Here is a 22,661-nt window from a genome sequence, read left to right as displayed (position 1 = left end):
GCCGTCGCCGCGACGGCCGGCCTGGTCGCCGGGTACGGCGCGCTGCACGCCGTCACGGACACGTACCCGGAGAGCGGCCTGCTCCGGGCGGCGGCGGCGCTGCTGGCGACGGCGGCCGTGGTCTGCGCCGTCGCCGACCGCCGGTCCGGCCGGTCGGCTCCCGCCCTCCGTGCAGCGGTTCAGCCGGGGTCCGGGTCGCTGTCCTCGTCGAAGTCGCCCAGGTGGAGGGGCGCCGGGCCGGGGCCGGTGCGGAGGAGGGCGGCGAGGTGGTGGGCCAGGCGGCGCGGGCGGACGGTGCGGTCGGTGGCGGCCAACTCCTCGACGCTCCACCAGTGGTGGCCGTAGCGGGCCTCCTCGGTGGCGACCCGGACCGCCGCCGCCTCGGCGGCGGTGAGCCGCAGCAGGCGGTACTCCTCGGTCTGGTCGAAGCGGCGGCCGTCGACGCTGAACCGGGTGCGGCGGGTCCAGGCGAGCGGGCCCAGCCGGTCGGCGGGCACGGTGAGCGAGGTCTCCTCGCGAACCTCCCGGACGGCCGCGGCGAGTGCGTCCTCGCCGTCCTCGATCCCGCCGCCGACGGTGAACCACCAGCGGGCGCCGTCCCGGCGCGGGTCGCGGCCGCAGAGCAGCAGCAGGCGGTCGCGGTCGTCGAGCAGCAGGACGCGGGAGGTGCGGCGGAGGTGCAGGGCCATGGCGGCGGGCGGGCTCAGGCGGGCAGCCGGACGCCGAACCACTGCTCGGCGCCGAACTCCCGGAAGCGGTCGACCTCGGTGAACCCCAGCCTGGTCGCCAGGCGCAGGGCCGCGCCGTTGGCGATCTGGGTGCAGAGGACGACGGGCTCGCCGGGGAGGGCTTCGGCGGCCCAGCCGAGGGCGGCGGTGCAGGCCTCGGTGGCGTACCCGTGGCCCCAGGCCGGCGGTGCGAACAGGTAGCTGAGCTCGGGTTCCTGGGCCTCGGGGTGGAGGTGGCCGGGCCGGGTCGAGGGGCGGCGGTCCAGGGTGACCATGCCGATCATCGCGCCGTCGAGGTCGACCACGAACAGGCCGGGCCGGCGCCGGGGCGTCTCGGGCACGGTCCGTTCGAACTCCTCGCGCGGGCGGGCCCCGCCGAGGAAGGCGCAGACCTCCGGCGAGGTGAACAGCCCGATGATCGCCGCCCGGTCCCGCGCCTCGGGCTCCCGCAGGACGAGGCGCTCGGTGCGGATCGGGGCGGGCGGCCAGGCGACGGGTCCGAGATCGGTCATGTCGGGAACCTACCGCAGCCGGTGCGGCCGGTCGGTGGGAGGACCGCCCGGGCGTTGACGGACCGTCAGGAGGCGAAGAGCTCGTCGAGGTGGTGGGTGAGGATCGCGAGGGCCGCCTCGCCGTCGCGCTGGCCGCCCAGGACGCTCTGGCCGAGGCCGTTGACCAGCGCGGCGAGGCCGGCGGCGGTGATCCCGGCGTCGCGGGCGGGGGAGAGGGAGCCGTCCCGCTGGGCGGCGCGCAGCTGCTCGGCGAGGAAGGACTCCAGCAGGTCGGCCTGGCCGGTGCCGTGTTTCTCCAGCGCCTCGGGGTCGTTGAGCACCAGGGCGTAGTACGCGGTGTAGGTGCGGGCGATGCGCCGGCTCTCGGCGTCGGTGGGCAGGATGCACGCCAGGACGGCGGTGACCAGGGCGCGCGGGGTGGGCGGGCTGCCGGCGGCGGCGATCCAGCGGGCCATCCGGCCCTGGAGCTGGGCGCCGAGGCGGGCCAGGGCGTCCAGCAGCAGGCCCTCCTTGGTCTCGAAGTAGTACTGGACCAGCCGCAGCGAGACGCCGGCCTCGGCGGCGACGGCGCGCATGCTGGCGGACTGCAGCCCCTGGGTGTCGGCGATCCGGAGCAGCGCCTCGGCGATCTGCCGCCGGCGCTCCTCGTGCTCGACCTTCGCGTTCATTGATCCGGCCTCCCTGGTACACCCGTATCATGCCGTGATACAGATGTACCATGCGAATCAGCGAGTTCAGGAACGCCCGGTCCGCCACCCGCTTCCGTGCCGCCTACGACCACGCCCTGGCCGCGCTGCTGCCCGGCCCGCGCACCGCCGTCGACGTCTCCACCGCCCACGGCACCACCCGCGTCCACCGCGCCGGCCCCGGGGCCGGACGGCCGATCGTGCTGCTCCCCGGCTCCGGCGGCAACGGCCTGATGTGGCACCACCAGCTGCCCGAACTGGCCGCCCGCCACCCGGTGTTCGCCGTCGACCCGATCGGCGAACCCGGCGCCAGCGTGCAGCGCGCACCGATCGCCGACGGCGCGGACGCGGCCCGCTGGCTGGAGGACGTGCTCACCGGACTCGACCTGACGGACGTTCACCTGGTGGGCTGCTCGTACGGCGGCTGGGTCGCCCTGCAGCACCGCCTGCACCACCCGGGGCGGGTCGGCGCGCTGACCCTGCTCGACCCGGCCGGGTTCAACGGCTTCGGGTTCCGCTTCTACGCCTGGCTGATCGCCGGCGGCCTGGCCGCGAGCGCACCCCGGGCCCTGCGCCCCCGGCTGGCCCGGGCGGTCGGCAACGGCGCGGTGCTGGAGGACGAGTTGATGAAGCTCACCCGTGCGGCCGTGGGCTTCCGCCGCGCCCTGCCCGTCCCGCCGGTGCTCGGCGACGAGGAACTGCGGCGGATCGACCTGCCCGCCCTGTTCCTGCTCGGCGCGCGCAGCGCCCTGCACGACTCCGCCGAGGTCGCCGCCCGGATCGCCCGCGTGCTGCCCGCCACCGCCCGGGTGGAGGTCGTCCCCGGCGCCGGGCACGCGCTGCCGATGGACGCGCCCGCGCTGGTCGCCCGGCGGATCCTGGCCCGGACGGCGGCCTGACGGCGCGTCACCCGGCTACGGGGTGCGGACGATCTGCACCAGGTTGCCGCAGGTGTCGTCGAACACCGCCGTGGTCACCGGCCCCGTCCGGGTCGGCTCCTGGGTGAACTCCACCCCGAGGGCGCGCAGCCGCTCGTACTCCGCCTGCACGTCGTCCACCGCGAACGAGACCGCCGGAATGCCGTCCGCCACCAGCGCCGCCTTGTACGGCGGAACGGCGGGGTGGCCCGAGGGCTCCAGCAGGAGTTCGGTGCCCTCCGGCTGCTCCGCGGAGACCACCGTCAGCCAGCGGGCGCCGCCGCCCAGCGGCACGTCGTGCTTCTTCACGAACCCCAGCACGCCGGTGTAGAAGCGCAGCGCCTTCTCCTGGTCCTCGACGAACACCGAGGTGATGTAGATCCGCATCCCGCCGCCCTCCGCGCCTGGCCGTCCGCTCCGACCCTACGGCCCGGCGGCGTCCCGGCCGGCGGCGGCACGCCGGGGCGGCCGGTCAGCCGGGGAGGCGGGCGGCGACGGCGTCGAGGAGGAGGTCGAGGGCGAGCGGGTAGGCGCTGCGGCGCATGTCGGCGGCGAGCAGGTCGGTGGTGGCGGCGATGTGGGGATGGGTGGCGGGGTCGACGGTGCGGTAGGCGGTGTCCCAGACGGCGAGGTCGGCGCGCCGGGCGGGGGCGGGCAGGGCGAGGGCCGCGGAGTCCAGGACGGCGAACCCGAGGGCCTGGTCGATGAACGCGTGGTAGAGGCCCACGGCGTCCGGGTCGGGGAAGCCGGCGTCGCGGAGGATGCCGAGCATGGTCTCGATGGCGCGGATCTCGTTCGCGCGGCCGGTGGTGCGGTAGGCGGCCAGGACGGCGGCCTGCGGGTGGGCGAGCGAGTGGGCGTGGATGCGCAGCCCGACCTCGCGCAGGTCCGCCCGCCAGTCGCCGGTCGGCCGCCAGCCGTGCAGCCCGAGGCCGATCAGCTCGTCGGCGACGGCGAGCAGCAGGTCGTCCGTGCTGTGGAAGTAGCGGTAGATCGCGCTCGGGTCCGCGCCGAGCGCCGCCCCGAGGCGGCGGACGGTGAACGCCTGCGCGCCGTGCTGGCCGACCAGGCGCAGCGCGGTGTCGACGATGACGCGCTCGGAGAGCACGGTGCCCTGCTTGGTGGGGCGCCGGCGGCGGCGCTCGGTCTCGGGGACCACTCGGTCGGTCATGGTCGCCGAGCTTACGACAACGGCATTGACGTGTGAAGCGGGGCGCGGGTTTCATGGCGTGCCACCGGCGCTCCCGCCGGTACCCCCACCCCGGCGTGCCGCACGCTCCGCGGCCCGTCGCCCCGCCGCGCCCCCCGGGCCGGCCCTCCCCGACTCGCGCCCGCCGCACGGGCGTTCCCCCACGACTGAATCGGTGGTGATCCCTTGGCAGCGACGGTCGAGGACGGCGGCCCCGTCCCGAAGAGCGGCCCGGCGCCGGACGCGATGCGCAGATCGGTCGGTGTCGGCGCGGTGGTGGTGATCGCCGCGTCCTCCACGGCCGCCACCACCTCGATCGGCATCGGCCTGGGCCTGATGGCCGGCGTCGTCGGCCTGCACCTGCCGGCCATCATGCTGCTGGCGTTCCTGCCGGTGCTCGGCATCGCCTGCGGCTACGGCCGGCTCAACCGGGTCGAGCCGGACGCGGGCAGCTCCTACCGCTGGGTCGGGCGGGTGCTCAGCCCGTGGCTGGGCTTCCTGACCGGCTGGGTCAACATCCTCACCACCATCGTCTTCATGGCGTACACGACGACGGTGACCGGCTCGGCGCTCGTCCAACTCGCCGCGAAGGCCGGGCTGCACGCGCTGCCCGGCGTGGAGCTGGACCCGGACTCCAGCGTCCAGTGCACACTGATCGGCATGGTGGTGCTGCTGGCCGCGACGGTGGTCGCGGTGCGCGGGCTCGACCTGGCGGCCGCTCTGCAGAAGTACCTGCTGATCTTCGAGTACGCGGTGCTGGTCGCGTTCTGCGGGTACGGGCTGATCGCCGGCGACCAGCCGTTCAGCCTGTCCTGGTACGACCCGTTCGAGATCCCGTCGCTGAGCGCCCTCGCCCAGGGCATGGTGCTCGCGGTGTTCTGCTACTGGGGCTTCGAGTCGGTGTTCAGCGTCGGCGAGGAGGTGCACGACCCCAAGGACGCCACCCGCGGCGGACTGTGGTCGCTGGTGCTGATGCTCGGACTCTTCCTGTTCGCCGGAACCGCCTTCCAACGGGTGCTCCCGCTCGACGAGTTGGCCGACAACGGGGCGACCGGCCTGGCCTACTTCGCCGAACGGCTGGCCCACCAGCCGCTGGCCGCACTGCCCCTGGTGGCGCTCACCTGCTCGGCGGCGGCCTCGCTGCAGGCCGCCGTCATCCCCACCGCGCGCGGCGCGCTCGCGATGGGCCGCGACGGCACCCTCGGCCGGGCATGGACGCGACTGCACCCGCGCCACCGCACCCCGTCCACGGCCACCTGGCTGATCACCGGCATCGCGCTGGCGCTGGCGACGCTGTCGCTGGTCATCCCGACCGTCACCCAGCTGATCTCGGCGACCGTCAACGCGATCGGCATCGTCGTCGCGCTGTACTACGCGCTGGTGGCGATCGCCTCCGCGGTGCGCTTCCGGCACCTGCTGCGCGAGGACCTCGCCGAGGCGCTGAAGGCGGTGGTCGCCCCGCTGCTCGGCGGGACGGTGCTGCTGCTGGTCGGCGGCTACCTCGCCTGGACCTTCTACGACTCCGCCGACCACTTCGAACTCGCGGCGGACAACGGCTGGTTCGAACTCTCGGTGCCGCTCCTGATGATCGGCTCCGGCGTGCTGGCCGCCGCCTGGTCGCGCTGGGGCCGCCGCTCGCCGTACTTCACCTCCGGCGCACCCGCCGCCGAGGCGGACCCGGCGTGACCCCACCCCACCTGCACCCCGACGAAGGAGCACCGCAGATGACCCGCGCCGACCTGGTCTTCACCGGAGGGCCGATCCACACCGGCGACGCCGCCCGCACCCGGGCCACCGCCCTGGCGGTCACCGGCGAGCGGATCACCGCCGTCGGCCACGACGAGGTCCGGGAGCTGATCGGACCCGGCACCGAAGTCGTCGACCTGCACGGCAAGTTGCTGATCGCCGGCTTCCAGGACGCGCACATCCACGCGGTGTACGGCGGCCTGGAGATGGCCGCCTGCGACCTCACCGGCACCGTCGGCGTGGACGACTACCTGCGGCTGATCGGCGAGTACGCCGCCGCCCACCCGGAACGGGAGTGGATCACCGGCGGCGGCTGGTCGATGGAGAGCTTCGAGGGCGGCCTGCCCACCCGCCAGCTGCTCGACCGGGTGGTCCCCGACCGCCCGGTGCTGCTGGCCAACCGCGACCACCACGGCGCCTGGGCCAACACCCGCGCCCTGGAGGCCGCCGGGCTCACCCGGCACACCCCCGACCCGGCCGACGGGCGGATCGAACGCGAACCCGACGGCACCCCCAGCGGCATGCTCCAGGAGGGCGCCTGCGGCCTGGTCGGCAAGCACGCCCCGCAGGCCACCGCCGCCGACCGGCTGGCCGCCCTGCTCCGCGCCCAGCGGATGCTGCACTCGCTCGGCATCACCGCCTGGCAGGACGCCCTGCTCGGCGAGTTCGGCGGCAACCCCGACCCGTCCGACGCCTACCTGACGGCCGCCCAGGACGGCACGCTGACCGCCCGGGTGGTCGGAGCGCTCTGGTGGGACCGCGAGCGGGGCGCCGAGCAGATCCCCGAACTCGTCGGCCGGCGCGAGAGGCTGAGCCACGGACGCTTCCGGGCCGGCGCGGTGAAGATCATGCAGGACGGCATCGCGGAGAACTTCACCGCCGCCCTCAGCAGCCCCTACCTGGACGGCTGCGGCTGCGCCACCGGCAACTCCGGCCTGAGCTTCGTCGACCCGCTCGCGCTGCGCGCGCACGTCACCGCCCTGGACGCGCTCGACTTCCAGGTGCACTTCCACGCGCTCGGCGACCGCGCCGTCCGGGAGGCGCTGGACGCCGTCGAGGCGGCGATCGCCGCGAACGGGCGGCGCGGGAACCGGCACCACCTCGCCCACCTGCAACTCGTCCACCCCGACGACGTGCCGCGGTTCGCCGCGCTCGGCGCGACCGCCAACATCCAGCCGCTGTGGGCCGCCCACGAACCGCAGATGGACGAGCTCACCATCCCCTTCCTCGGGCCCGAACGCGCCGCCTGGCAGTACCCGTTCGGCGACCTGCTGCGCAGCGGCGCCACCCTCGCCGCCGGCAGCGACTGGCCGGTCTCCAGCGCCGTCCCGATCGACGGCCTGCACGTCGCCGTCAACCGCCGCGAACCCGGCGCCGACCCCGGCACGCCGGTCTTCCTGCCCGGGCAGCGCCTCGACCTGGCCACCGCGCTGGCCGCCTACACCGCGGGCACCGCCCACCTCAACCGCCTCGACGACACCGGCGTCCTGCGCCCCGGCCACCTCGCCGACCTGGTCGTGCTCGACCGCGACCCGTTCGCCGCCCCGGCCGAGCAGATCGCCGACACCCGCGTCCTGCGCACCTACGTCGGCGGACGCGCGGTCTTCACCGCCGCCTGACCCGGACACCGTGTCAGGCCCGGGAGGGGAGGCCTGACACGGTGCCCGTCACCGGGTCCGGGACGCCCCGCACAGCGTCCCGGCACCACCGCCCACGACCACGGAAGCAGGACAGGCCCATGACCACCGTCAACGGCGGCGTCTCCTTCTGGTACGCGGCGACCGGACTGCCCCGACGCCGGGCGCCGCTGGCCGGGAACGCGCAGGCCGACGTCTGCGTGGTCGGCGGCGGCTACACCGGCCTGTGGACGGCGTACTACCTGAAGCAGGCCGCACCCGAGCTCGACGTGGTGCTCCTGGAACGCGAGTTCTGCGGGTACGGGGCGTCCGGGCGCAACGGCGGATGGCTGTACAACGGCATCGCCGGCCGCGGCCGGTACGCCCGGCTGCACGGCGAGGACGCGGCGCGGCGGCTCCAACTCGCCATGAACGACACGGTGGCGGAGACCCTCCGGGCCGCCGCCGCGGAGGGCATCGACTGCGACGCGCACCGCGGCGGGGTGCTGGAGATCGCCACCACGCCCGCCCAACTCGCCCGGCTGAAGGACCGGTTCGCCCACGAGCAGGCCTTCGGCGCCGACCCGGTGCAGCTGCTGGACGCCGGTCGGGCCGCCGAACGGCTGTACGTGCCGGGGACGTTGGGCGCGACCTGGTCGCCGCACGGGGCGCGGGTGCACCCCGCGAAGCTGGTCCTCGGCCTGGCCCGGGCCGCCGAGCGGCTGGGCGTCCGGATCCACGAGTCGACTCCGGTCCGCGAGATCGCCCCCGGTCGGGCCGTCACCGCGCACGGCACCGTCACCGCCCGCACCGTGCTGCGCTGCACCGAGGGATTCACCGCCGGCGTCCCCGGCCAGAAGCGCAGTTGGCTGCCGATGAACTCCTCGATGATCGCCACCGAGCCGCTGCCCGCCGAGGTGTGGGAGGCGATCGGCTGGGACGGCCGCGAGGTGCTCGGCGACGAGGCGCACGCCTACATGTACGCGCAGCGCACCGCCGACGACCGGATCGCCCTCGGCGGCCGCGGCCGCCCGTACCGGTACGCCTCCGGGATCGACCAGGACGGCGCCACACCCGCCGGAACGGTGGCCCGACTCCGGGAGATCCTGCGGAGGATGTTCCCCGCCGCGGCCGACGCCGGGATCGACCACGCCTGGTCGGGCGTGCTCGGCGTCCCCCGCGACTGGTGCGCCGCCGTCGACCTCGACCCCGCGACCGGACTCGGCTTCGCCGGCGGCTACGTCGGCAGCGGCGTCGCCACCGCCAACCTGGCCGGCCGCACCCTGCGCGACCTGACGCTCCGCCACCTCGGCCGGGGCGGCCGCACCGACCTCACCGAACTGCCCTGGGTCGGCCACCGCGTCCGCCGCTGGGAACCGGAACCGCTGCGCTGGCTCGGCGTGCACGCCCTGTACGCCGTCTACCGGCACGCCGACCGCCACGAGCACGCCGCCACCTCCCCGCTGGCCGCCCTCGCCGACCGGATCAGCGGCCGGGCCTGACCGACCCGCCCCCGGACCTGAGCCGCCCGCGCACGCGGACGGCCCGCCGGGAGCATCCCGACGGGCCGTCACCCGCCCCGCTACTGCTGTGCCAGCACCGTCTGCTCGAAGGTGCGGAGCTCACCCTCCAGCCGCCACTCCAGGTCCGCCTTCGGGTTGTCCCGCAGCAGCGCCGCGCACCGCGGCGTCGGCGCCGTGCCCAGCGGGCGGCCCTGGCACTCCGGCACCGGCACGAACCCGTTCCGGTCCCGCCACAGGCTGCGGCCGGCGACGAAGCCGTACTCCAGCGAGGTCCGCGCCAGGTCCTTGAGGTCCCGGTACGTCAGCCCGTACGTCCGGGTGGCCCGCACGTACTCGTGGGTGATGTCGATCCGCTCCACGCCCGGGTCGTCCGTGGACAGCGCGGTCGGTACCCCGTTCTTCCGGTACAGCGCGAACGGGTGGTCCCGGCCGGAGACCTGGAGGATCTGCTCGTTGGAGGTGAGCGGCACCTCGACCAGCACCTTGCGCTCGGCGAGGGTGCGCAGCAGGCCCGCCGCATCGTCCTCGTGCGCGACGTCCACGCCGTGGCCGATCCGCTCGGCGTGGCCGGTCAGCACCGCCTGGCGGATGTGGAAGCGCAGGTCCTCCGGCTTGGCCAGGCCCGGCGCCAACTCGCCCGCGTGCAGGCTGATGTGGGCCTTCGGGTAGAGCGGGTGCAGGTAGTCCAGCATCCGCATCTGGAGGTCGTAGTTGTCCAGCGAGGACTGGTGGTCCTCCGGCTGCACCAGGTTCACCGCGACGAACCGGTCGTCCTGGGAGGCGAGTTCCATGCCGAGCAGCAGCTGGGTGAACACCCGCTCCGGGGCGGCCGCGCGGGACGCCTGGGACTGGATCCGCACCGTCACGGCGCAGCCGGGCCGGGCCTGCGCGGTGCCGCACTGCTCGGTGTCCCGGTACTCCGCCATCGCCCGGTCCAGGTCGCCGCGCGCCTGGTCCACCAGCGCCTGCACCTGGCCGTCCGCCAGCAGCTTCCGCCGCAGCGCCGCGAAGTCCGGGTCGAAGCCGGTCTTCGCCGCGAGCGCCGCCGCCCCGCCGGAGGCCGGCGTCAGCATCGTCTCCAGGTAGCTCTGGTGCTGCGCGGCCATGGTGTCGGTGACCTCGGCCAGCATCCGGCCCGGGTGGCGCCAGCTGGCCTCGCCGAACTTGCCGAAGGTGGCGAAGAAGTGGTCGTGCCCGGACTCCGCGCCCGGCGTGAAGTCCTGCATCGACCAGGCCCGCACCACCTGGGTGCGGAACGCCTGGTCGGTCACCGCGTCCTGCGCCGGCCGGGCCGCGCCCTGGCACGGGCCGTCGGACGACACGTACGTCGCCGAGTCGATGCACAGCCCGTCCTCGGCGGCCAGCTGGATCAGCAGCTCCGTCGACACCGCGCCCGACAGGTGGTTGTGCAGGTCGCCGCCCTTCGGCAACTGGCGCAGGAAGGCGTCCAGCCGGGCCGGGTCCTGCCGGATCCCGTCCAGGTACGCGGCCACCCTCCCCTCCGACGGACGCCCGCCGGGCAGCTGGGGCCCGGCCTGGGCGGAGGCCATCGGCGCGAGCAGCGCCGCACAGGCGACGAGAGCGGCGGTGGTGGTACGGCGTAGCGAGATCATGCCCGCCATGCTGACGCTCCGTCAGCCGCCGCACCCCACGCGGTCGCGCGTGTCGCGCGCGCACCATCCGAAAGAGTGGCCGCCCGAACCTCCGCCCGAACCCGCCGCCCGGGGCCGGACGTCAGGCCTTGGCGAGCACCTCGCCCACCAGGGCGCGGGCCTCCTCCTGGACCTGCGCCAGGTGGTCCGCGCCGCGGAAGCTCTCCGCGTAGATCTTGTACACGTCCTCGGTGCCGGACGGCCGGGCCGCGAACCAGGCGTTCTCGGTGCAGACCTTGAGGCCGCCGATCGCCGCGCCGTTGCCCGGGGCGTCGGTGAGCACGGCGGTGATCGGCTCGCCCGCCAGCTCCGCCGCCGTGACCCGGTCCGCGTCCAGCGCCGCCAGCGCCGCCTTCTGCTCCCGGTCGGCGGGGGCGTCGACCCGGGCGTACACCGGGTCGCCGTGCCGGGCCGTCAGGTCGCGGTAGTGCTCGGACGGGGTGCGGCCGGTGGCGGCGGTGATCTCGGACGCCAGCAGCGCCAGCAGGATGCCGTCCTTGTCGGTGCTCCACGGCGAGCCGTCCCGCCGCAGGAACGACGCCCCGGCCGACTCCTCGCCGCCGAACCCGACCGTCCCGTTCAGCAGCCCGTCCACGAACCACTTGAAGCCGACCGGCACTTCGAGCAGCTCCCGGCCGAGCGCGCCCGCCACCCGGTCGATCATCGAGGAGGACACCAGCGTCTTGCCGACCGCGGCCGCCGCCGGCCAGCCGTCCCGGGTCCGGAACAGGTAGTCGATCGCCACCGCCAGGTAGTGGTTCGGGTTCATCAGCCCGCCGTCGGGCGTCACGACGCCGTGCCGGTCGGCGTCCGCGTCGTTGCCGGTGGCCAGCGTGAAGTCCGCCCGGCGGTCGATCAACGAGGCCATCGCGTACGGCGAGGAGCAGTCCATCCGGATCTTCCCGTCCCAGTCCAGCGTCATGAACCGCCAGGTCGGATCGGTCAGCGGATTGACCACCGTCAGGTCCAGCCGGTGCGTCTCGGCGATCCGGCCCCAGTACGCGACGGACGCCCCGCCGAGCGGGTCCGCGCCGATCCGCACCCCCGCCGAGCGCACCGCGTCCAGGTCCAGCACCGCCGGCAGGTCGTCCACGTACGCGCCCAGGAAGTCGTAGCGGCCCGTGCTGTCGGCCGCCAGCGCCCGCGGGTACGGGATCCGGCGCACCCCCGTCAGGCCGGCCTCCAGCAGCTCGTTGGCGCGGCGCTCGATCCAGCCGGTGGCCTTCGAGTCGGCCGGGCCGCCGTGCGGCGGGTTGTACTTGAACCCGCCGTCCGCGGGCGGATTGTGGGAGGGCGTCACCACGATGCCGTCCGCCAGCGCCGTCGGCAGGCTCCGGTTGTGCGCGAGGATCGCCCGCGACACCGCGGGCGTCGGCGTGTACCCGTCCGCCGAGTCCAGCAGCACCGTCACGCCGTTCGCCGCCAGTACCTCCAGCGTGGTCGCGCGGGCCGGCTCCGACAGCGCGTGGGTGTCGATGCCGAGGAACAGCGGCCCCGTGGTGCCCCGTTCGGCCCGGTAGTCGCAGATCGCCTGCGCCGTCGCCGCGATGTGGTCCTCGTTGAACGCCGCCTTCAGCGCCGACCCCCGGTGGCCCGAGGTGCCGAACGCCACCCGCTGCCCGACCTCCGCCGGATCCGGGTGCAGGGTGTAATAGGCCGTCACCAGGCGGGCGACGTCGATCAGGTCCTGCGGCTGCGCCGGCTGCCCGGCCCGTGCGTGCACCATGGTCGCTTCTCTCCTCGGTCGGTACGGCAAGGATGCCCGCCGACCATCATGCGGGCCACACCGCGCCAACTGCGGGAACGCGGGCCGAAGCCGGGCCGGCGGTGCGTCGGCGGGCCGTCCGCTACCGCTTGCGCCCCCGCTTCGCCCGGGCCGCGCCCTTGCCCTGACCCTTGCCCGGCGCCTGCCCCTGGCGGCCGGCCGCGCCGCGCGGCTTCTGCTGCCGACCGCCGGGCTGCGCCGGGGAGTTGCCGGACCGGGCGGCGGCCTTCTCCGCGGCGGGCTGCTTCTTCGCCGGCTCGGCCGCGGCCCGGCCGCGCGAGCTGTTCGCGGTGCGACCGCGCACGATGCCGATGAACTCCTCGACCAGGTCGGTGGTCGCCTCCTCCGGCCAGGCCAGCGCGACCTGCGACTGCGGGACGTCCCCCGTCAGCGGGCGGTAGGTCAGGTCGCGGCGGTGGTGCAGCCGGGCCAGCGACTGCGGGACGGCCAGCACGCCGACGTTCGCCGCCACCAGCTCGATCGCGTCGCCGGTGGTCGCCGGCCGCTCGAACGCCGGGCGGCCCGGCAGCCGGGCCCAGTCGAGGGTGTCGTCCTGCGGGTGGAAGACGATCTCCTCGTCCAGGTCCGCGACGGCGACCTCCTCGGCGGCGGCCAGCCAGTGGTCCTTCGGGAACACCACCACGGTGGTCTCGGTGTACAGCGGGATCGCGCTCAGCACCGTCCGGTCCACCGGCAGCCGCACCAGGCCCGCGTCCGCGCCGCCGGACAGCAGCAGGCCGTGCCCGTCGGCGGGCGACGACTGCAGCAGCTCCAGCGGAACGTCCGGCAGCCGCTCACCCCACACCCGCAGCCACTTGGTCGGGGTCACGCCGGGCACGTACACCAGGCGGAAGGAAGCGGAGGGCTGCTCGATCTCGGTCACACCGTCCAGGCTACCCACCGTGACCTGGGCAGGTGCGCACTCCCTATACCCTTGGACCCATGACTACGCCCAAGCCCAAGAGCTCCCAGACCATGAAGCCCGCGACCGCGGCCAAGAAGCTGGGGATCTACCTGGCGGCGACCCCCGCCGAGTTCCAGGCGGGCGTCGTCACCCGCGACGAGCTCAACGCCATGCAGGCCACCCCGCCGCAGTGGCTCGCCGACCTGCGCCGCAACGGCCCGCACCCGCGCCAGGTGGTCGCCGCCCGCCTCGGCATCTCCGTCACCGGCCTGAACCGGGCCGGCGTCACCGAGGCCCTCACCAGCGAGCAGATCGACGCCCTCCGTGAGGAGAACCCGGACTGGCTGCAGCGCGAGCGCACCATCCAGGCCGAGGTCCGCAAGGAGGCCCAGCGCCTCAAGGACAAGCCGGCGCCGAAGAAGAAGTAACCGCGGCCCCCCGCATCGAACGCGCACGCCCCGGGACGGACGATCCGCCCCGGGGCGTGCGCGTCGGCGGGCCTCAGCCCGTCGTGCCGGCCGCGAGCTCGGTGAAGTCCACGGTGTCGCCCTCGCCCGGGGCGGCGGTCGTGACCGGGGTGCCGTAGTCGGAGTAGACCGCCGTCGTCCTGATCTCGCCGGCCTTGCTCTGGATCTGCTCCACCTTCTTCACCATCAGGTTGTCGGCGGTGACCCAGACCTCGATGTGCTCGGCGCTGATCCCCGCGGCGACGAAGGTCTTCCGGAGTTCGTCCACCTGTTCCCGGGGGCCCCGTGGCGGCAGCCCGGGAGAGGTCGGACACCGCCAGGTAGCCGGCGTACTTGGTGGTCGGGACCCCGTTGACGGTCTCCGTCCCGGCCCTGGCGACCCTGCCGGAGGCGATCAGCGCCCGGACCGAGGCGACCGGGTCGGCGTTCTGCAACTGGTTCTTGAGGCTGTTGCCGGCCGCGCCCGCCACCTTGGCGACCTCCTCGTAGTCGTACTTGATCCAGTGGGCTCCGCCGAGCCGGCCGGCCATGGCGGGGCCCATGTCGACGTACATGGCGTCGCCGAGGTACCGGGCCGTGAAGGTGCCGTCGCTGCCGATCCCGGCGAGGCTCTCGGCCGTCGGCCCGCCCATGGCGCCGGTCAGTTCCCCCTTGAGGCCGTGCTCCCAGGAGAGGGCGCCCTTGACGGTGGTGGCCTTCGCGGTGCCGACCTGGATCGTCGCCTCCGCCTTGGCGGACTTGGCCGCGGTGGTCTTCTCGCCCACCAGGGCGAGCGTCGCGGCGGGCGTGAGCCCGGCGTCCGGCCAGGCGCCCCCGGTGCTCTCGGCGCTGCCGGTGCTCGCGCCGCCGCCGTCGCCGCCCCTGCTGCCGCAGGCCGTCGCGGTCAGCGCAAGCACGAGCACGGTGGCGGCACGCAGCGCGCGTCCGGTCCTGAACATGTGAACTCCCCCTGGTTCTCCCGGTGTGCGTGCCGGACTCCAGCCGCCGCCCGGGACAGCCCGCATCGAGCCTCCGGCGGACGTCGACAGGCGCGCCAGGGCATGAATGTTGCATTGCGGTGCTTCATGTTTGAAAATGTTCGATGTGATGGTCGACATTCAAGGGAGCGCCGCCGTGCACAAGACGGTGACCAAGCTGGCCGACGGCCGCGAGCTGATCTACTACGACACCGAGCCCACGGTTCGCGACGCCGTCGACGCGCGCCCGCTGGAGCCGGCCGCGAGCACCTCCGAGATCCGGGTCGACCCGTTCACCGGCGATGCGGTGACCATTGCCGCGCACCGCCAGGGCCGCACCTACCACCCGCCGGCCGACGAGTGCCCGCTGTGCCCGTCCCGGGACGGCCGGCTCAGCGAGGTGCCCGCCGCGGACTACCAGGTGGCGGTGTTCGAGAACCGCTTCCCGTCCCTGGCCGGCTCCTCCGCCGACCACGTCACCCCCTGGACGGACGGCCCCTACGCGCTCACCCCCGGCACCGGGCGCTGCGAGGTGGTCTGCTTCACCTCCGACCACGGCGCGTCCTTCGTCGACCTGACCGAGCGGCGGGCCCGCCTGGTCCTGGACGCCTGGACCGACCGCACCGCCGACCTGCACGCCCGCGCCGACGTCCGGCAGGTGTACTGCTTCGAGAACCGCGGCGCCGACATCGGCGTCACCCTCGGCCACCCGCACGGCCAGATCTACGCCTTCCCGTTCACCACCCCGCGCACCGCGCAGGCCCTCGCCCGGGCCGCCGAGCACCTGCGCGCCACCGGCCGCAACCTGTACGACGACGTGCTCGCCGCCGAACGCGCCACCGCCGGCCGGGAGGACTCCCGGGTCGTGCTGGCGGGGGAGCACTGGACGGCGTTCGTCCCGTTCGCCGCCCGCTGGCCGTACGAGGTCCACCTGTACCCCAACCGCCGGGTCGCCGACCTCACCGCGCTCGACGAGGCCGCCCGCGCCGAGTTCCCCCGGATCTACCTGGACCTGCTGCGCCGCTTCGACCGGCTGTTCCCCGAGCCGGCCCCGTACATCGCCGCCTGGCACCAGACGCCGCGCCCCGCCGAGACCGAACTCGCCCTGCACCTGGAGCTGTTCACCGTCCGGCGGACCGCCGGCAAGCTCAAGTACCTGGCCGGCACCGAGTCCGGCATGGGCGCGTTCATGAACGACATCCGCCCCGAGACCGCGGCCCGCACCCTGCGCGAGCTGTGACCGCCGGCCGCAGCCGGCGCGAAGCCCCGCCCGGGGAAGGGAAGTTCCCGGGCGGGGCTTCGTCGTGGGCCGGCCTGCTAGGCGATCCGGTGCGCACCCTGCGACGGGACGGCCGGGAACACGAACGGCGCGGTGAACCCGGCGTCGGCGAACGCGGCCCGAACCGCCCGCTCGACGGCGTCCAGCCGGTCGGTGCCGACCAGGGCGAGCACCGAGCCGCCGAAGCCGCCGCCCATCATCCGGGCGCCCAGCGCCCCGGCCGCGTTCGCGGCGGACACCGCCAGGTCGGTCTCCGGGCAGGACACCCGGTAGTCGTCGCGCAGCGAGGCGTGCCCGGCGGTCAGCACCGGGCCGAGCCCGCGCGGCTCGCCCGCGTCCAGCAGCCGGATGGCGTCCAGCACCCGCTGATCCTCCGTCACCACGTGCCGCAGCAGCGGCCGCAGCTCGACGGGCAGCTTCTCCTCGGCCGCCGGCAGCTCCTCGATGCCGATGTCGCGCAGCGCCCGCACGCCCAGCAGCCCGGCGGCCCGCTCGCAGCCGGCCCGCAGCGCGGCGTACGCGCCGTCGCCCAGGTCGTGCTTGACCCGGGTGTCGATCACCAGCAGCGACAGGCCCACCGCGGGCAGGTCGAGCGGGACCTGACGGCCGGTCAGCGTCCGGGTGTCCAGGAAGAATGCGTGGCCGGCGACGCAGCAGCTGGACGCCATCTGGTCGAGCGCCCCGCACGGCACGCCGACGAAGTCGTTCTCGGCGCGCTGGGCGAGCAGCGCCCGGGCCGGGGCGTCCAGGCCGAGGCCGAACAACTCGTCCAGCGCGATCGCGGTGGCGCACTCCAGCGCGGCGGACGAGGACAGGCCCGCGCCGGTCGGCACGTCCGAGGTGAACGCGAGGTCCGCGCCGCCCACCGGCCGGCCGGCCTGCGCCAGCGCCCAGAACACGCCCGCCGGGTACGCCGCCCAGCCCGGCACCCCGCCCGGCGCGAGGTCGGCGAGGGCCAGCTCGGTGACCCTCCCGTCGCCCTGCACGCTGGTCAGCCGGATCCGGCCGTCGGTGCGACGCCGGGCCGCGACCCGGGTGGTCTGCGGGAGGGCCGCCGGCAGGACGAAGCCCTCGTTGTAGTCGGTGTGTTCGCCGATCAGGTTGATCCGGCCGGGCGCGGCCCACACGCCGTCGGGGGAGTCGCCGTAGGCGGCGGCGAAGGCAGCGGCGGCGTCGGTGGTCATCGGGAACTCCAGCGATCACGATATGGGGATACTCAACACATTCAAACACACAGCACCAGAGCCGAACAGCGTTGCGCCGGTCGACTATGCTGGCGGCTTCCCCACACCCCGGCGGAGGACCGAGTGACCGACGGCGCACTGCTCGCCGCCCAGCGGCGGGCGCTGATCCTCGACCAGGTTCGCCTGCACGGAGCCGTCAAGGTCGCCGAACTCGTCGACCGGCTCGGCGTGTCCGACATGACCGTCCGCCGCGACCTGGACGCCCTCGCCCGCACCGGCGCCGTCCGCAAGGTCTACGGCGGCGCGGTCGCCCGCACCGCCACCGCCGAAGAGCCCGCTTTCGAGGCCAAGTCCGGCCTGGAGACCGACACCAAGGCCGCCCTCGCCGAGGCCGCCGCCGCCCAGGTCCAGCCCGGCAGCGTGGTCGCGATCTCGGCCGGCACCACCGCCTACGCGGTCGCCGCCCGCCTCCTCGACGTCCCCGGCCTGACCGTCGTCACCAACTCCCTGCCGGTCGCCGAACTCCTGCGCAGCCACACCAACGACCGCGGCGAGGAGACCCCCGCGCTGCTGCTCACCGGCGGTGCGCCCACCCGCTCCGCCGCGCTCGTCGGCCCCCTCGCCGACCAGGCCATCCGCTCCCTGCACGCCGACCTCCTGATCATCGGCGCCCACGGCGTCAGCGAACACGCCGGCCTCACCACCCCCAACCTCGCCGAGGCCCAGACCAACCGCGCGCTGATCGCCTCCGCCCACCGCACCGTCGTCGTCGCCGACCACACCAAGTGGGGCGTCGTCGGCCTCAGCAGCTTCGCCGCCCTCACCGACGTCGACTGCTTCATCACCGACCACGACCTCCCCCCGGACGCCCGCGCCGTCCTCACCGAATCCTGCGGCGACCTCCTGATCGTCTGACCGGGACCCACCGCGGTCGGCCGACGGGCTTCCGGGCCGACCGGCCCTGTGATCGACTGGTCGTATGGTGAACCGACGAAAGCTGTACGGGCCGCTGGAACTCGTCGACGGACGCTGGGCGGTGGGGGACTCCGCGCTGCCGGGCGGGCGATGGGTGCAGTTCCGCGAGGACGGGATGGTGCCGCACACCGGTGACGCGCCGGGCGAGGTCATTCGCTGGGCCGGCGTCATGGAGGGGATCACCCTGCAGATCGGGCGCTACTCGTACCGGGCGGGCTTCCCGGTCACCTCCGGGTTCGACGGCTTCTGGAGCCGGAAGCCCGGGGTCGGCCGCCTCTTCCTGACGCTTCGGCACCCGTACGAGTACCGGACGGTGACCTTCGACCGGCACCCGCACCGCTACTCCGCCACCCAACTCCTGCTCACCGCCCAGCTGATGGTCAACACGGTCGCCGACGGCGAGGCCCACCGGCTCGGTGACCCGGAGTGGCTGAGCCGGGCGATCGGCCGCCTGGAAGCCGTCACGTCCTGGCCGCTCGGCCGCGGGCCGGAGGCAGTGGTGCGGGCGGCACTGGAGACGGCGGACTGACGCTCCGGTGCTCCGGGGCCCGCGCGGCGGCTGGGTAGAGTCGGGGGCGGACGGGGGAGGGGCACGGATGGACGTCGCGGTGTGGGTGGCGGTGCGGCAGCGTCCCCTGCGGTTCCTGGTGTCGGGGTGGCCGTGGCGGATCTGGGGGCTGCTGCTGACCGGTGCGGTGCAGGGCCTGGTCGTCCTGCTGGCCCTGCTCGCCGGGGAGTTGCTGGGCGTCGCGCTGGCCGTCGTCGGCGTCGGCGTGCCGATCCTGGCCGCGACGGCGGCCCTGGGCGTCCCGGTCGGTGCGCTGGAGCGCCGCCGCCTGCGGCTGGTCGAACCGGTCCGACTCGCCGACCCGCACCGGACGGTGACGGAGCGGTGGCTCCGCAGCCGGCTCCGTGAACGGGCCACCTGGCGCGAACTGGCCTACGCGGCTCTGCAGTCGACGGTGTTCACCGCCGTCGGCCTGCTATTCGCGGCGCTGCTCGGGTTCTGCGCAGTGCTGCTCTCCGCGCCGGTGTTCATCTGGGCGGTGCGCCCGGACACCGTGATGCTGCTGCCGGGCCGTCCCGTCTCCGGGCCGCTGGACGGGCTCGCGGCGAGCGCCGTCGGACTGCTCGGACTGGTCGTCGCCGCGTACAGCGGAGCGCTGGTGGCGGGGGTGCAAGTCAGGCTCGCCCGGCTGCTGTTGACCGTCCGGGAGGACGACCTCGGCGCGCAGGTGGCCGAACTCACCCGCTCCCGGGCCCGGCTGGCGGACGCCTTCGAGGCCGAGCGCCGACGGATCGAACGCGACCTGCACGACGGCGCGCAGCAGCAACTGGTGGCGCTCGGCATGACGCTCGGCCTGGCCGAACTCGAACTGCTCGGCCAGGACACCCCGGCCGCCGCCCTGGTCACCCGGGCCCGCGCCGAGGCCCGGCTCGCCCTGGACCAGCTCCGGTCCCTGGTGCGCGGCATCCACCCGCAGGTCCTGACCGACCACGGACTCCCCGCCGCCGTCGCCGAGTTGGCGCTCCGCCACCCCGTGCCGGTGCTGGTCGACCTGGACCTGCCGCACCGGCTGCCCGGCCCGGTGGAGAGCGCCGCCTACTTCACCGTCACCGAGGCGCTGACCAACGCCGCCAAGCACAGCCACGCCGACGAGATCGCCGTCCACGGCGCCCTGGACGGCGACACCCTGGTGCTGTCCGTCACCGACAACGGCCGCGGCGGCGCCGACCCGGCCGCCGGCGCGGGCCTCCAGGGACTCGCCGACCGGGTCGCCGTCCTGAGCGGACGACTGACCGTGACCAGCCCCGCCGGAGGGCCGACCCGCCTGCGCCTGGAGGTGCCGTGCTCCGGATCGTGATCGCCGAGGACGCCGTGCTGCTGCGGGCCGGCCTCGCCGAACTCCTCGCCCGGCTCGGCCACCGGGTGGTCGCCGCGGTCGGCGACGCCGAGCAGCTGGTCGCCGCCGTCGACGCGGACCGACCGGACATCGTCCTCACGGACGTCCGGATGCCCCCCGACCACCGCGACGAGGGACTGCGGGCCGCACTCCACCTGCGCGAACGGCACCCCGGCCTGCCCCTGCTGGTGCTCTCCCAGTACGTCGCCACCGCCTACGCCACCCGCCTGCTGGGCGCGGCCACCGCCGACCGGGGCGGCCTCGGCTACCTGCTCAAGGACCGAGTGATGGACGTCGCCGACTTCACCGACGCCCTCGAACGCGTCGCCGCCGGACAGACCGTCATCGACCCGGAGGTCGTCCGCATCCTGCTCGCCCACCGCACCGCCGACGACCCGCTGCGCCGCCTCACCCCGCGCGAGCACGAAGTCCTCGCGCTGATGGCCGAGGGCTTCAACAACCAGACCATCGCCCAGCGCCTCACCGTCACCGAGGCCTCGGTGGTCAAGCACGCCGGCAACATCTTCACGAAACTGGACCTCGACCCGACCGAGGGAAACCGCCGCGTCCTCGCCGTCCTCGCCTACCGCAACCGGCCGGCGGCCGAGCCCGCCTGATGGGGCGTCGACCGGCGGGAAGGGCCCGTCCGAAGGGGCGGACTCCGGGCCGGCGAGGAACCGGGGTCGCGCCCGAACCGGGCCGCGTCGGCGTCGCTGCCTGCGTCGGCGTGCAGGGCGGCAGCCCGGGCCGGACTCGGCCACGACCGGTGGACCGCCCCGACCGGCGGGGGTCTGCCCTCCCCGTGCGGGTCGCGACGAGCGGGCGCGTCGACGACGGCGACCGGACGCGGTGGCCGCGTCATCGTGGCCGAGGTTCGGTCGGGAGCCGCTCCGGCGGTGCGGCGCCGTCGCCGGCGAGGCGGGCGTTCTGGCGGGCGGCGGAGGCGTCCCAGGACCACTGCTGCTCGACCCGGGCGCGGCCGGCTCCGCCGAACTCCGCCGCGCCGGAAGGGCCTTCCGAGTACGAGGCGACGACGTCGGCGAGCGCCGGCAGCGCACGGCCCTCGACGACCGTGCCGGTGCGGTGCGGGAGGACGGCGTCCGGTGCGTCAGGGGATGGCGGGCCGTGCTTCCGGGCTGCCGTGCGGGATGGGCGCGGCCGGGATCGTGGGTGCGCGGCGGGGCAGGGGCCGGTGGCGGTGGTGGCGGCCTCGGCCGTGGGCGGTGCGGTGGTGAGCCCGGCCGCGTGGGGCGGCGGTCCGGCGAGCCGCATGAAGACGGCGAGGAACACCGGCAGGGCCAGGTAGCCGAAGCGGCCGGCCGGGGCGAGCAGGAACGCCAGGGCCAGGCCGATCGCCAGCCGGTCCGCCGCCGCCACCGCGCCCACCGGCGGACGCAGGACCAGTGAGAGGGCCACCGCGCACCCGCCGAGCAGCAGCGCGACGAGCGCCGGCCACCAGCCGCCGGGCCCGAGTTGGGCGAGGAGCCGACCCGGCAGCGGACTCGCGGCGGGCGTCCGCCACGCCCCGAGGCCGAGCGGGAACGCGAACACCTGACGCACCATCGGCCCGGGCGCGATCAGCAGCCACGGCAGCACCAGAGCGCCCGCCCCCGCCACCGCGACCCCGGCACAGCGCCGCGCCGCCCGCCGACCGGCCACGGCCGCCAGCAGCGCGACCGCCACCGGAACCGCCGGCCAGGCCGTCCACTTCAGCGCGCACGCGGCCGCCAGCGCCAGCCCGGCACCAGCCCCGCGGCCCCGCCCCGCCAGCGCGAGCGCCAGACAGAGCAGCCCGGTCATCGGCAGGTCCACCCCGCTCACCGCCAACGGCAGCGCCACCACCGGCGACGCCGCCAGCGCCACCACACCCGCCAGGGTGGGCGATCCCGCCGCGGGCCGCCCTGCGCGCAAGCCGTACCGGGTGGCGGGTCGATCGGTGGCGTTGGCCGGGAGTGCTGTCGTGGACCGCCGTGCGCGCGGGCCGGTCGGGCGGTGCGGCACCTCGTGCCAGGCCGTGAGCGGACCGGTCGCAGCGGTCGTGAGTGCTGTCGCGGACCGCCGCGCCCGTGGCTCGCGCAGCCGGTCGTGGCTGGGTGGTCCCGGCCGGTCGTCCGGTCGGCGGAGGAGGCGCCATCCGCCGCCCGCCGCCGCCAGGAACGCGGCCGCGCACCACAGGCGCGGGTCGCCGAGCGCCGCGTCCGCGCCGAGCAGCGCTCGCGGCAGGCCGAACGCCGCCATGCCCGGCAGGTACGGCGTCAAGTCGGCGACGGCGGAGGGCGCTTCGAGGTACGGCGAGCCCTGCGCGAGCAGCCGCTCGCCGGCCCGTCCGATCACTGCGACCTCGCTCTGGCCGGTGCCGGCCCGGAGCGCCAGGGCGAGCGGCAGCACCGCACACACGCCGAACGCGACTGCGGCAGAGGCCAGTTGTCCGTTCCGGCGGCGAACAAGCCCGGACAGCGCGGCGGCCAGCAGGTAGCCGGCGGCGGCGACCGCACCCCAGGTGCGGTGCGGGCCGAGCGGGGACAGCAGCGGGAAGGCGGCCGCCCAGGCGGCGCAGAGCAGCCAGCCGGCCGGCCACAACCAGCGCCGCAGCGAGGTGAGGTGGAGGAGGGGAGTGGACACCCCTCCATTCCATTCGGCGGCCGGGGTGGCGTCAGC

23 protein-coding genes are annotated in these 22,661 nt (G+C 75.2%); 12 read left to right on the top strand and 11 right to left on the bottom strand.

Annotated elements, in window-relative coordinates; all coding sequences use genetic code 11:
• Positions 1-179: 179 nt before the first annotated feature.
• The 3 genes from ACFV1L_RS26695 to ACFV1L_RS26685 all read right to left on the bottom strand — a co-directional run bounded on the left by ACFV1L_RS26695 (position 180) and on the right by ACFV1L_RS26685 (position 1,908).
• Entirely contained in the window at positions 180-689 is a 510-nt protein-coding gene (locus ACFV1L_RS26695) for an NUDIX hydrolase (protein ID WP_380370232.1), read from the bottom strand.
• A gap of 14 nt (positions 690-703) precedes the next feature.
• On the bottom strand, positions 704-1,240 hold the full coding sequence (locus ACFV1L_RS26690) for a GNAT family N-acetyltransferase (protein ID WP_380370230.1): 537 nt from the start codon (positions 1,238-1,240) through the stop codon (positions 704-706).
• Positions 1,241-1,305: 65 nt separating this feature from the next.
• Positions 1,306-1,908 (bottom strand): TetR/AcrR family transcriptional regulator, encoded by a 603-nt coding sequence (locus tag ACFV1L_RS26685; RefSeq protein ID WP_380370229.1) that lies wholly within the window; start codon positions 1,906-1,908, stop codon positions 1,306-1,308.
• Between the two features lie 50 nt (positions 1,909-1,958).
• On the opposite strand from ACFV1L_RS26685, the gene ACFV1L_RS26680 reads away from it, so the two are divergent.
• The gene (locus ACFV1L_RS26680) at positions 1,959-2,825 is read left to right on the top strand and encodes an alpha/beta fold hydrolase (protein WP_380370227.1); all 867 of its coding nucleotides are present in this window, start codon (positions 1,959-1,961) and stop codon (positions 2,823-2,825) included.
• A 15-nt stretch (positions 2,826-2,840) separates the two neighbouring features.
• Here ACFV1L_RS26680 and ACFV1L_RS26675 read toward each other — a convergent pair whose 3' ends face one another.
• Both ACFV1L_RS26675 and ACFV1L_RS26670 read right to left on the bottom strand, forming a co-directional pair.
• The gene (locus ACFV1L_RS26675) at positions 2,841-3,230 is read right to left on the bottom strand and encodes a VOC family protein (RefSeq protein ID WP_380370225.1); all 390 of its coding nucleotides are present in this window, start codon (positions 3,228-3,230) and stop codon (positions 2,841-2,843) included.
• An 85-nt stretch (positions 3,231-3,315) separates the two neighbouring features.
• Positions 3,316-4,014, bottom strand: a complete 699-nt coding sequence (locus tag ACFV1L_RS26670; protein ID WP_380370222.1) for a TetR/AcrR family transcriptional regulator — start codon at positions 4,012-4,014, stop codon at positions 3,316-3,318.
• A 204-nt stretch (positions 4,015-4,218) separates the two neighbouring features.
• Here ACFV1L_RS26670 and ACFV1L_RS26665 point away from each other — a divergent pair, with 204 nt between their 5' ends.
• The 3 genes from ACFV1L_RS26665 to ACFV1L_RS26655 all read left to right on the top strand — a co-directional run bounded on the left by ACFV1L_RS26665 (position 4,219) and on the right by ACFV1L_RS26655 (position 8,896).
• Positions 4,219-5,718 (top strand): APC family permease, encoded by a 1,500-nt coding sequence (locus ACFV1L_RS26665; protein WP_380370220.1) that lies wholly within the window; start codon positions 4,219-4,221, stop codon positions 5,716-5,718.
• 38 nt (positions 5,719-5,756) lie between these two features.
• Positions 5,757-7,397: an amidohydrolase gene (locus ACFV1L_RS26660; protein WP_380370217.1), complete on the top strand. Its 1,641-nt coding sequence runs from the start codon at positions 5,757-5,759 to the stop codon at positions 7,395-7,397.
• Between the two features lie 119 nt (positions 7,398-7,516).
• A complete protein-coding gene (locus tag ACFV1L_RS26655; protein ID WP_380370216.1) occupies positions 7,517-8,896 on the top strand; it encodes an NAD(P)/FAD-dependent oxidoreductase in 1,380 nt (459 codons plus the stop codon).
• A gap of 80 nt (positions 8,897-8,976) precedes the next feature.
• Here the strand turns inward: ACFV1L_RS26655 and ACFV1L_RS26650 are convergent, their stop codons facing one another.
• From ACFV1L_RS26650 to ACFV1L_RS26640, 3 genes are all read right to left on the bottom strand, one after another.
• Positions 8,977-10,539 carry an adenosine deaminase gene (locus ACFV1L_RS26650; protein ID WP_380370213.1) on the bottom strand — a complete coding sequence of 521 codons (1,563 nt, stop codon included), beginning with the start codon at positions 10,537-10,539 and terminating at the stop codon, positions 8,977-8,979.
• Positions 10,540-10,651: 112 nt separating this feature from the next.
• Positions 10,652-12,295: a phosphoglucomutase (alpha-D-glucose-1,6-bisphosphate-dependent) gene (gene pgm / locus ACFV1L_RS26645; protein WP_380370212.1), complete on the bottom strand. Its 1,644-nt coding sequence runs from the start codon at positions 12,293-12,295 to the stop codon at positions 10,652-10,654.
• Between the two features lie 121 nt (positions 12,296-12,416).
• On the bottom strand, positions 12,417-13,217 hold the full coding sequence (locus tag ACFV1L_RS26640) for a LysR family substrate-binding domain-containing protein (protein ID WP_380370210.1): 801 nt from the start codon (positions 13,215-13,217) through the stop codon (positions 12,417-12,419).
• A gap of 59 nt (positions 13,218-13,276) precedes the next feature.
• Between ACFV1L_RS26640 and ACFV1L_RS26635 the strand changes: the two genes are divergently transcribed.
• Positions 13,277-13,666 (top strand): DUF5997 family protein, encoded by a 390-nt coding sequence (locus ACFV1L_RS26635; protein WP_380370208.1) that lies wholly within the window; start codon positions 13,277-13,279, stop codon positions 13,664-13,666.
• 73 nt (positions 13,667-13,739) lie between these two features.
• On the opposite strand, the gene ACFV1L_RS26630 is transcribed toward ACFV1L_RS26635, so the two are convergent.
• Positions 13,740-13,973 carry a hypothetical protein gene (locus ACFV1L_RS26630; protein WP_380370206.1) on the bottom strand — a complete coding sequence of 78 codons (234 nt, stop codon included), beginning with the start codon at positions 13,971-13,973 and terminating at the stop codon, positions 13,740-13,742.
• Between the two features lie 65 nt (positions 13,974-14,038).
• On the opposite strand from ACFV1L_RS26630, the gene ACFV1L_RS26625 reads away from it, so the two are divergent.
• The 3 genes from ACFV1L_RS26625 to galT all read left to right on the top strand — a co-directional run bounded on the left by ACFV1L_RS26625 (position 14,039) and on the right by galT (position 15,901).
• On the top strand, positions 14,039-14,194 hold the full coding sequence (locus ACFV1L_RS26625; protein WP_380370203.1) for a hypothetical protein: 156 nt from the start codon (positions 14,039-14,041) through the stop codon (positions 14,192-14,194).
• A 192-nt stretch (positions 14,195-14,386) separates the two neighbouring features.
• On the top strand, positions 14,387-14,647 hold the full coding sequence (locus tag ACFV1L_RS26620) for a hypothetical protein (protein WP_380370200.1): 261 nt from the start codon (positions 14,387-14,389) through the stop codon (positions 14,645-14,647).
• A 171-nt stretch (positions 14,648-14,818) separates the two neighbouring features.
• Positions 14,819-15,901, top strand: coding sequence for a galactose-1-phosphate uridylyltransferase (galT, locus tag ACFV1L_RS26615; protein WP_380370282.1), 1,083 nt, complete (start codon positions 14,819-14,821; stop codon positions 15,899-15,901).
• A 77-nt stretch (positions 15,902-15,978) separates the two neighbouring features.
• On the opposite strand, the gene galK is transcribed toward galT, so the two are convergent.
• Positions 15,979-17,124: a galactokinase gene (galK, locus tag ACFV1L_RS26610; RefSeq protein WP_380370197.1), complete on the bottom strand. Its 1,146-nt coding sequence runs from the start codon at positions 17,122-17,124 to the stop codon at positions 15,979-15,981.
• 123 nt (positions 17,125-17,247) lie between these two features.
• On the opposite strand from galK, the gene ACFV1L_RS26605 reads away from it, so the two are divergent.
• The 4 genes from ACFV1L_RS26605 to ACFV1L_RS26590 all read left to right on the top strand — a co-directional run bounded on the left by ACFV1L_RS26605 (position 17,248) and on the right by ACFV1L_RS26590 (position 20,620).
• Complete coding sequence (locus tag ACFV1L_RS26605; RefSeq protein ID WP_380370194.1) at positions 17,248-18,039, top strand: DeoR/GlpR family DNA-binding transcription regulator; 792 nt, start codon at positions 17,248-17,250, stop codon at positions 18,037-18,039.
• Between the two features lie 64 nt (positions 18,040-18,103).
• A complete protein-coding gene (locus ACFV1L_RS26600) occupies positions 18,104-18,628 on the top strand; it encodes a hypothetical protein (RefSeq protein ID WP_380370192.1) in 525 nt (174 codons plus the stop codon).
• Between the two features lie 67 nt (positions 18,629-18,695).
• On the top strand, positions 18,696-19,964 hold the full coding sequence (locus ACFV1L_RS26595) for a sensor histidine kinase (RefSeq protein ID WP_380370190.1): 1,269 nt from the start codon (positions 18,696-18,698) through the stop codon (positions 19,962-19,964).
• Positions 19,949-20,620, top strand: coding sequence for a response regulator (locus ACFV1L_RS26590; RefSeq protein WP_380370189.1), 672 nt, complete (start codon positions 19,949-19,951; stop codon positions 20,618-20,620). The genes ACFV1L_RS26595 and ACFV1L_RS26590 overlap by 16 nt, the downstream gene beginning before the upstream one ends.
• Before the next feature lie 241 nt (positions 20,621-20,861).
• Here ACFV1L_RS26590 and ACFV1L_RS26585 read toward each other — a convergent pair whose 3' ends face one another.
• Positions 20,862-22,625, bottom strand: coding sequence for a glycosyltransferase (locus ACFV1L_RS26585; RefSeq protein ID WP_380370186.1), 1,764 nt, complete (start codon positions 22,623-22,625; stop codon positions 20,862-20,864).
• Between the last annotated feature and the right edge of the window lie 36 nt (positions 22,626-22,661).

Source organism: Kitasatospora sp. NPDC059646, from assembly GCF_042734615.1.
GTDB lineage: Bacteria > Actinomycetota > Actinomycetes > Streptomycetales > Streptomycetaceae > Kitasatospora.
The sequence above is the reverse complement of the archived record's forward strand: the minus strand, read 5'-3'. Positions and strand labels throughout refer to the sequence as shown.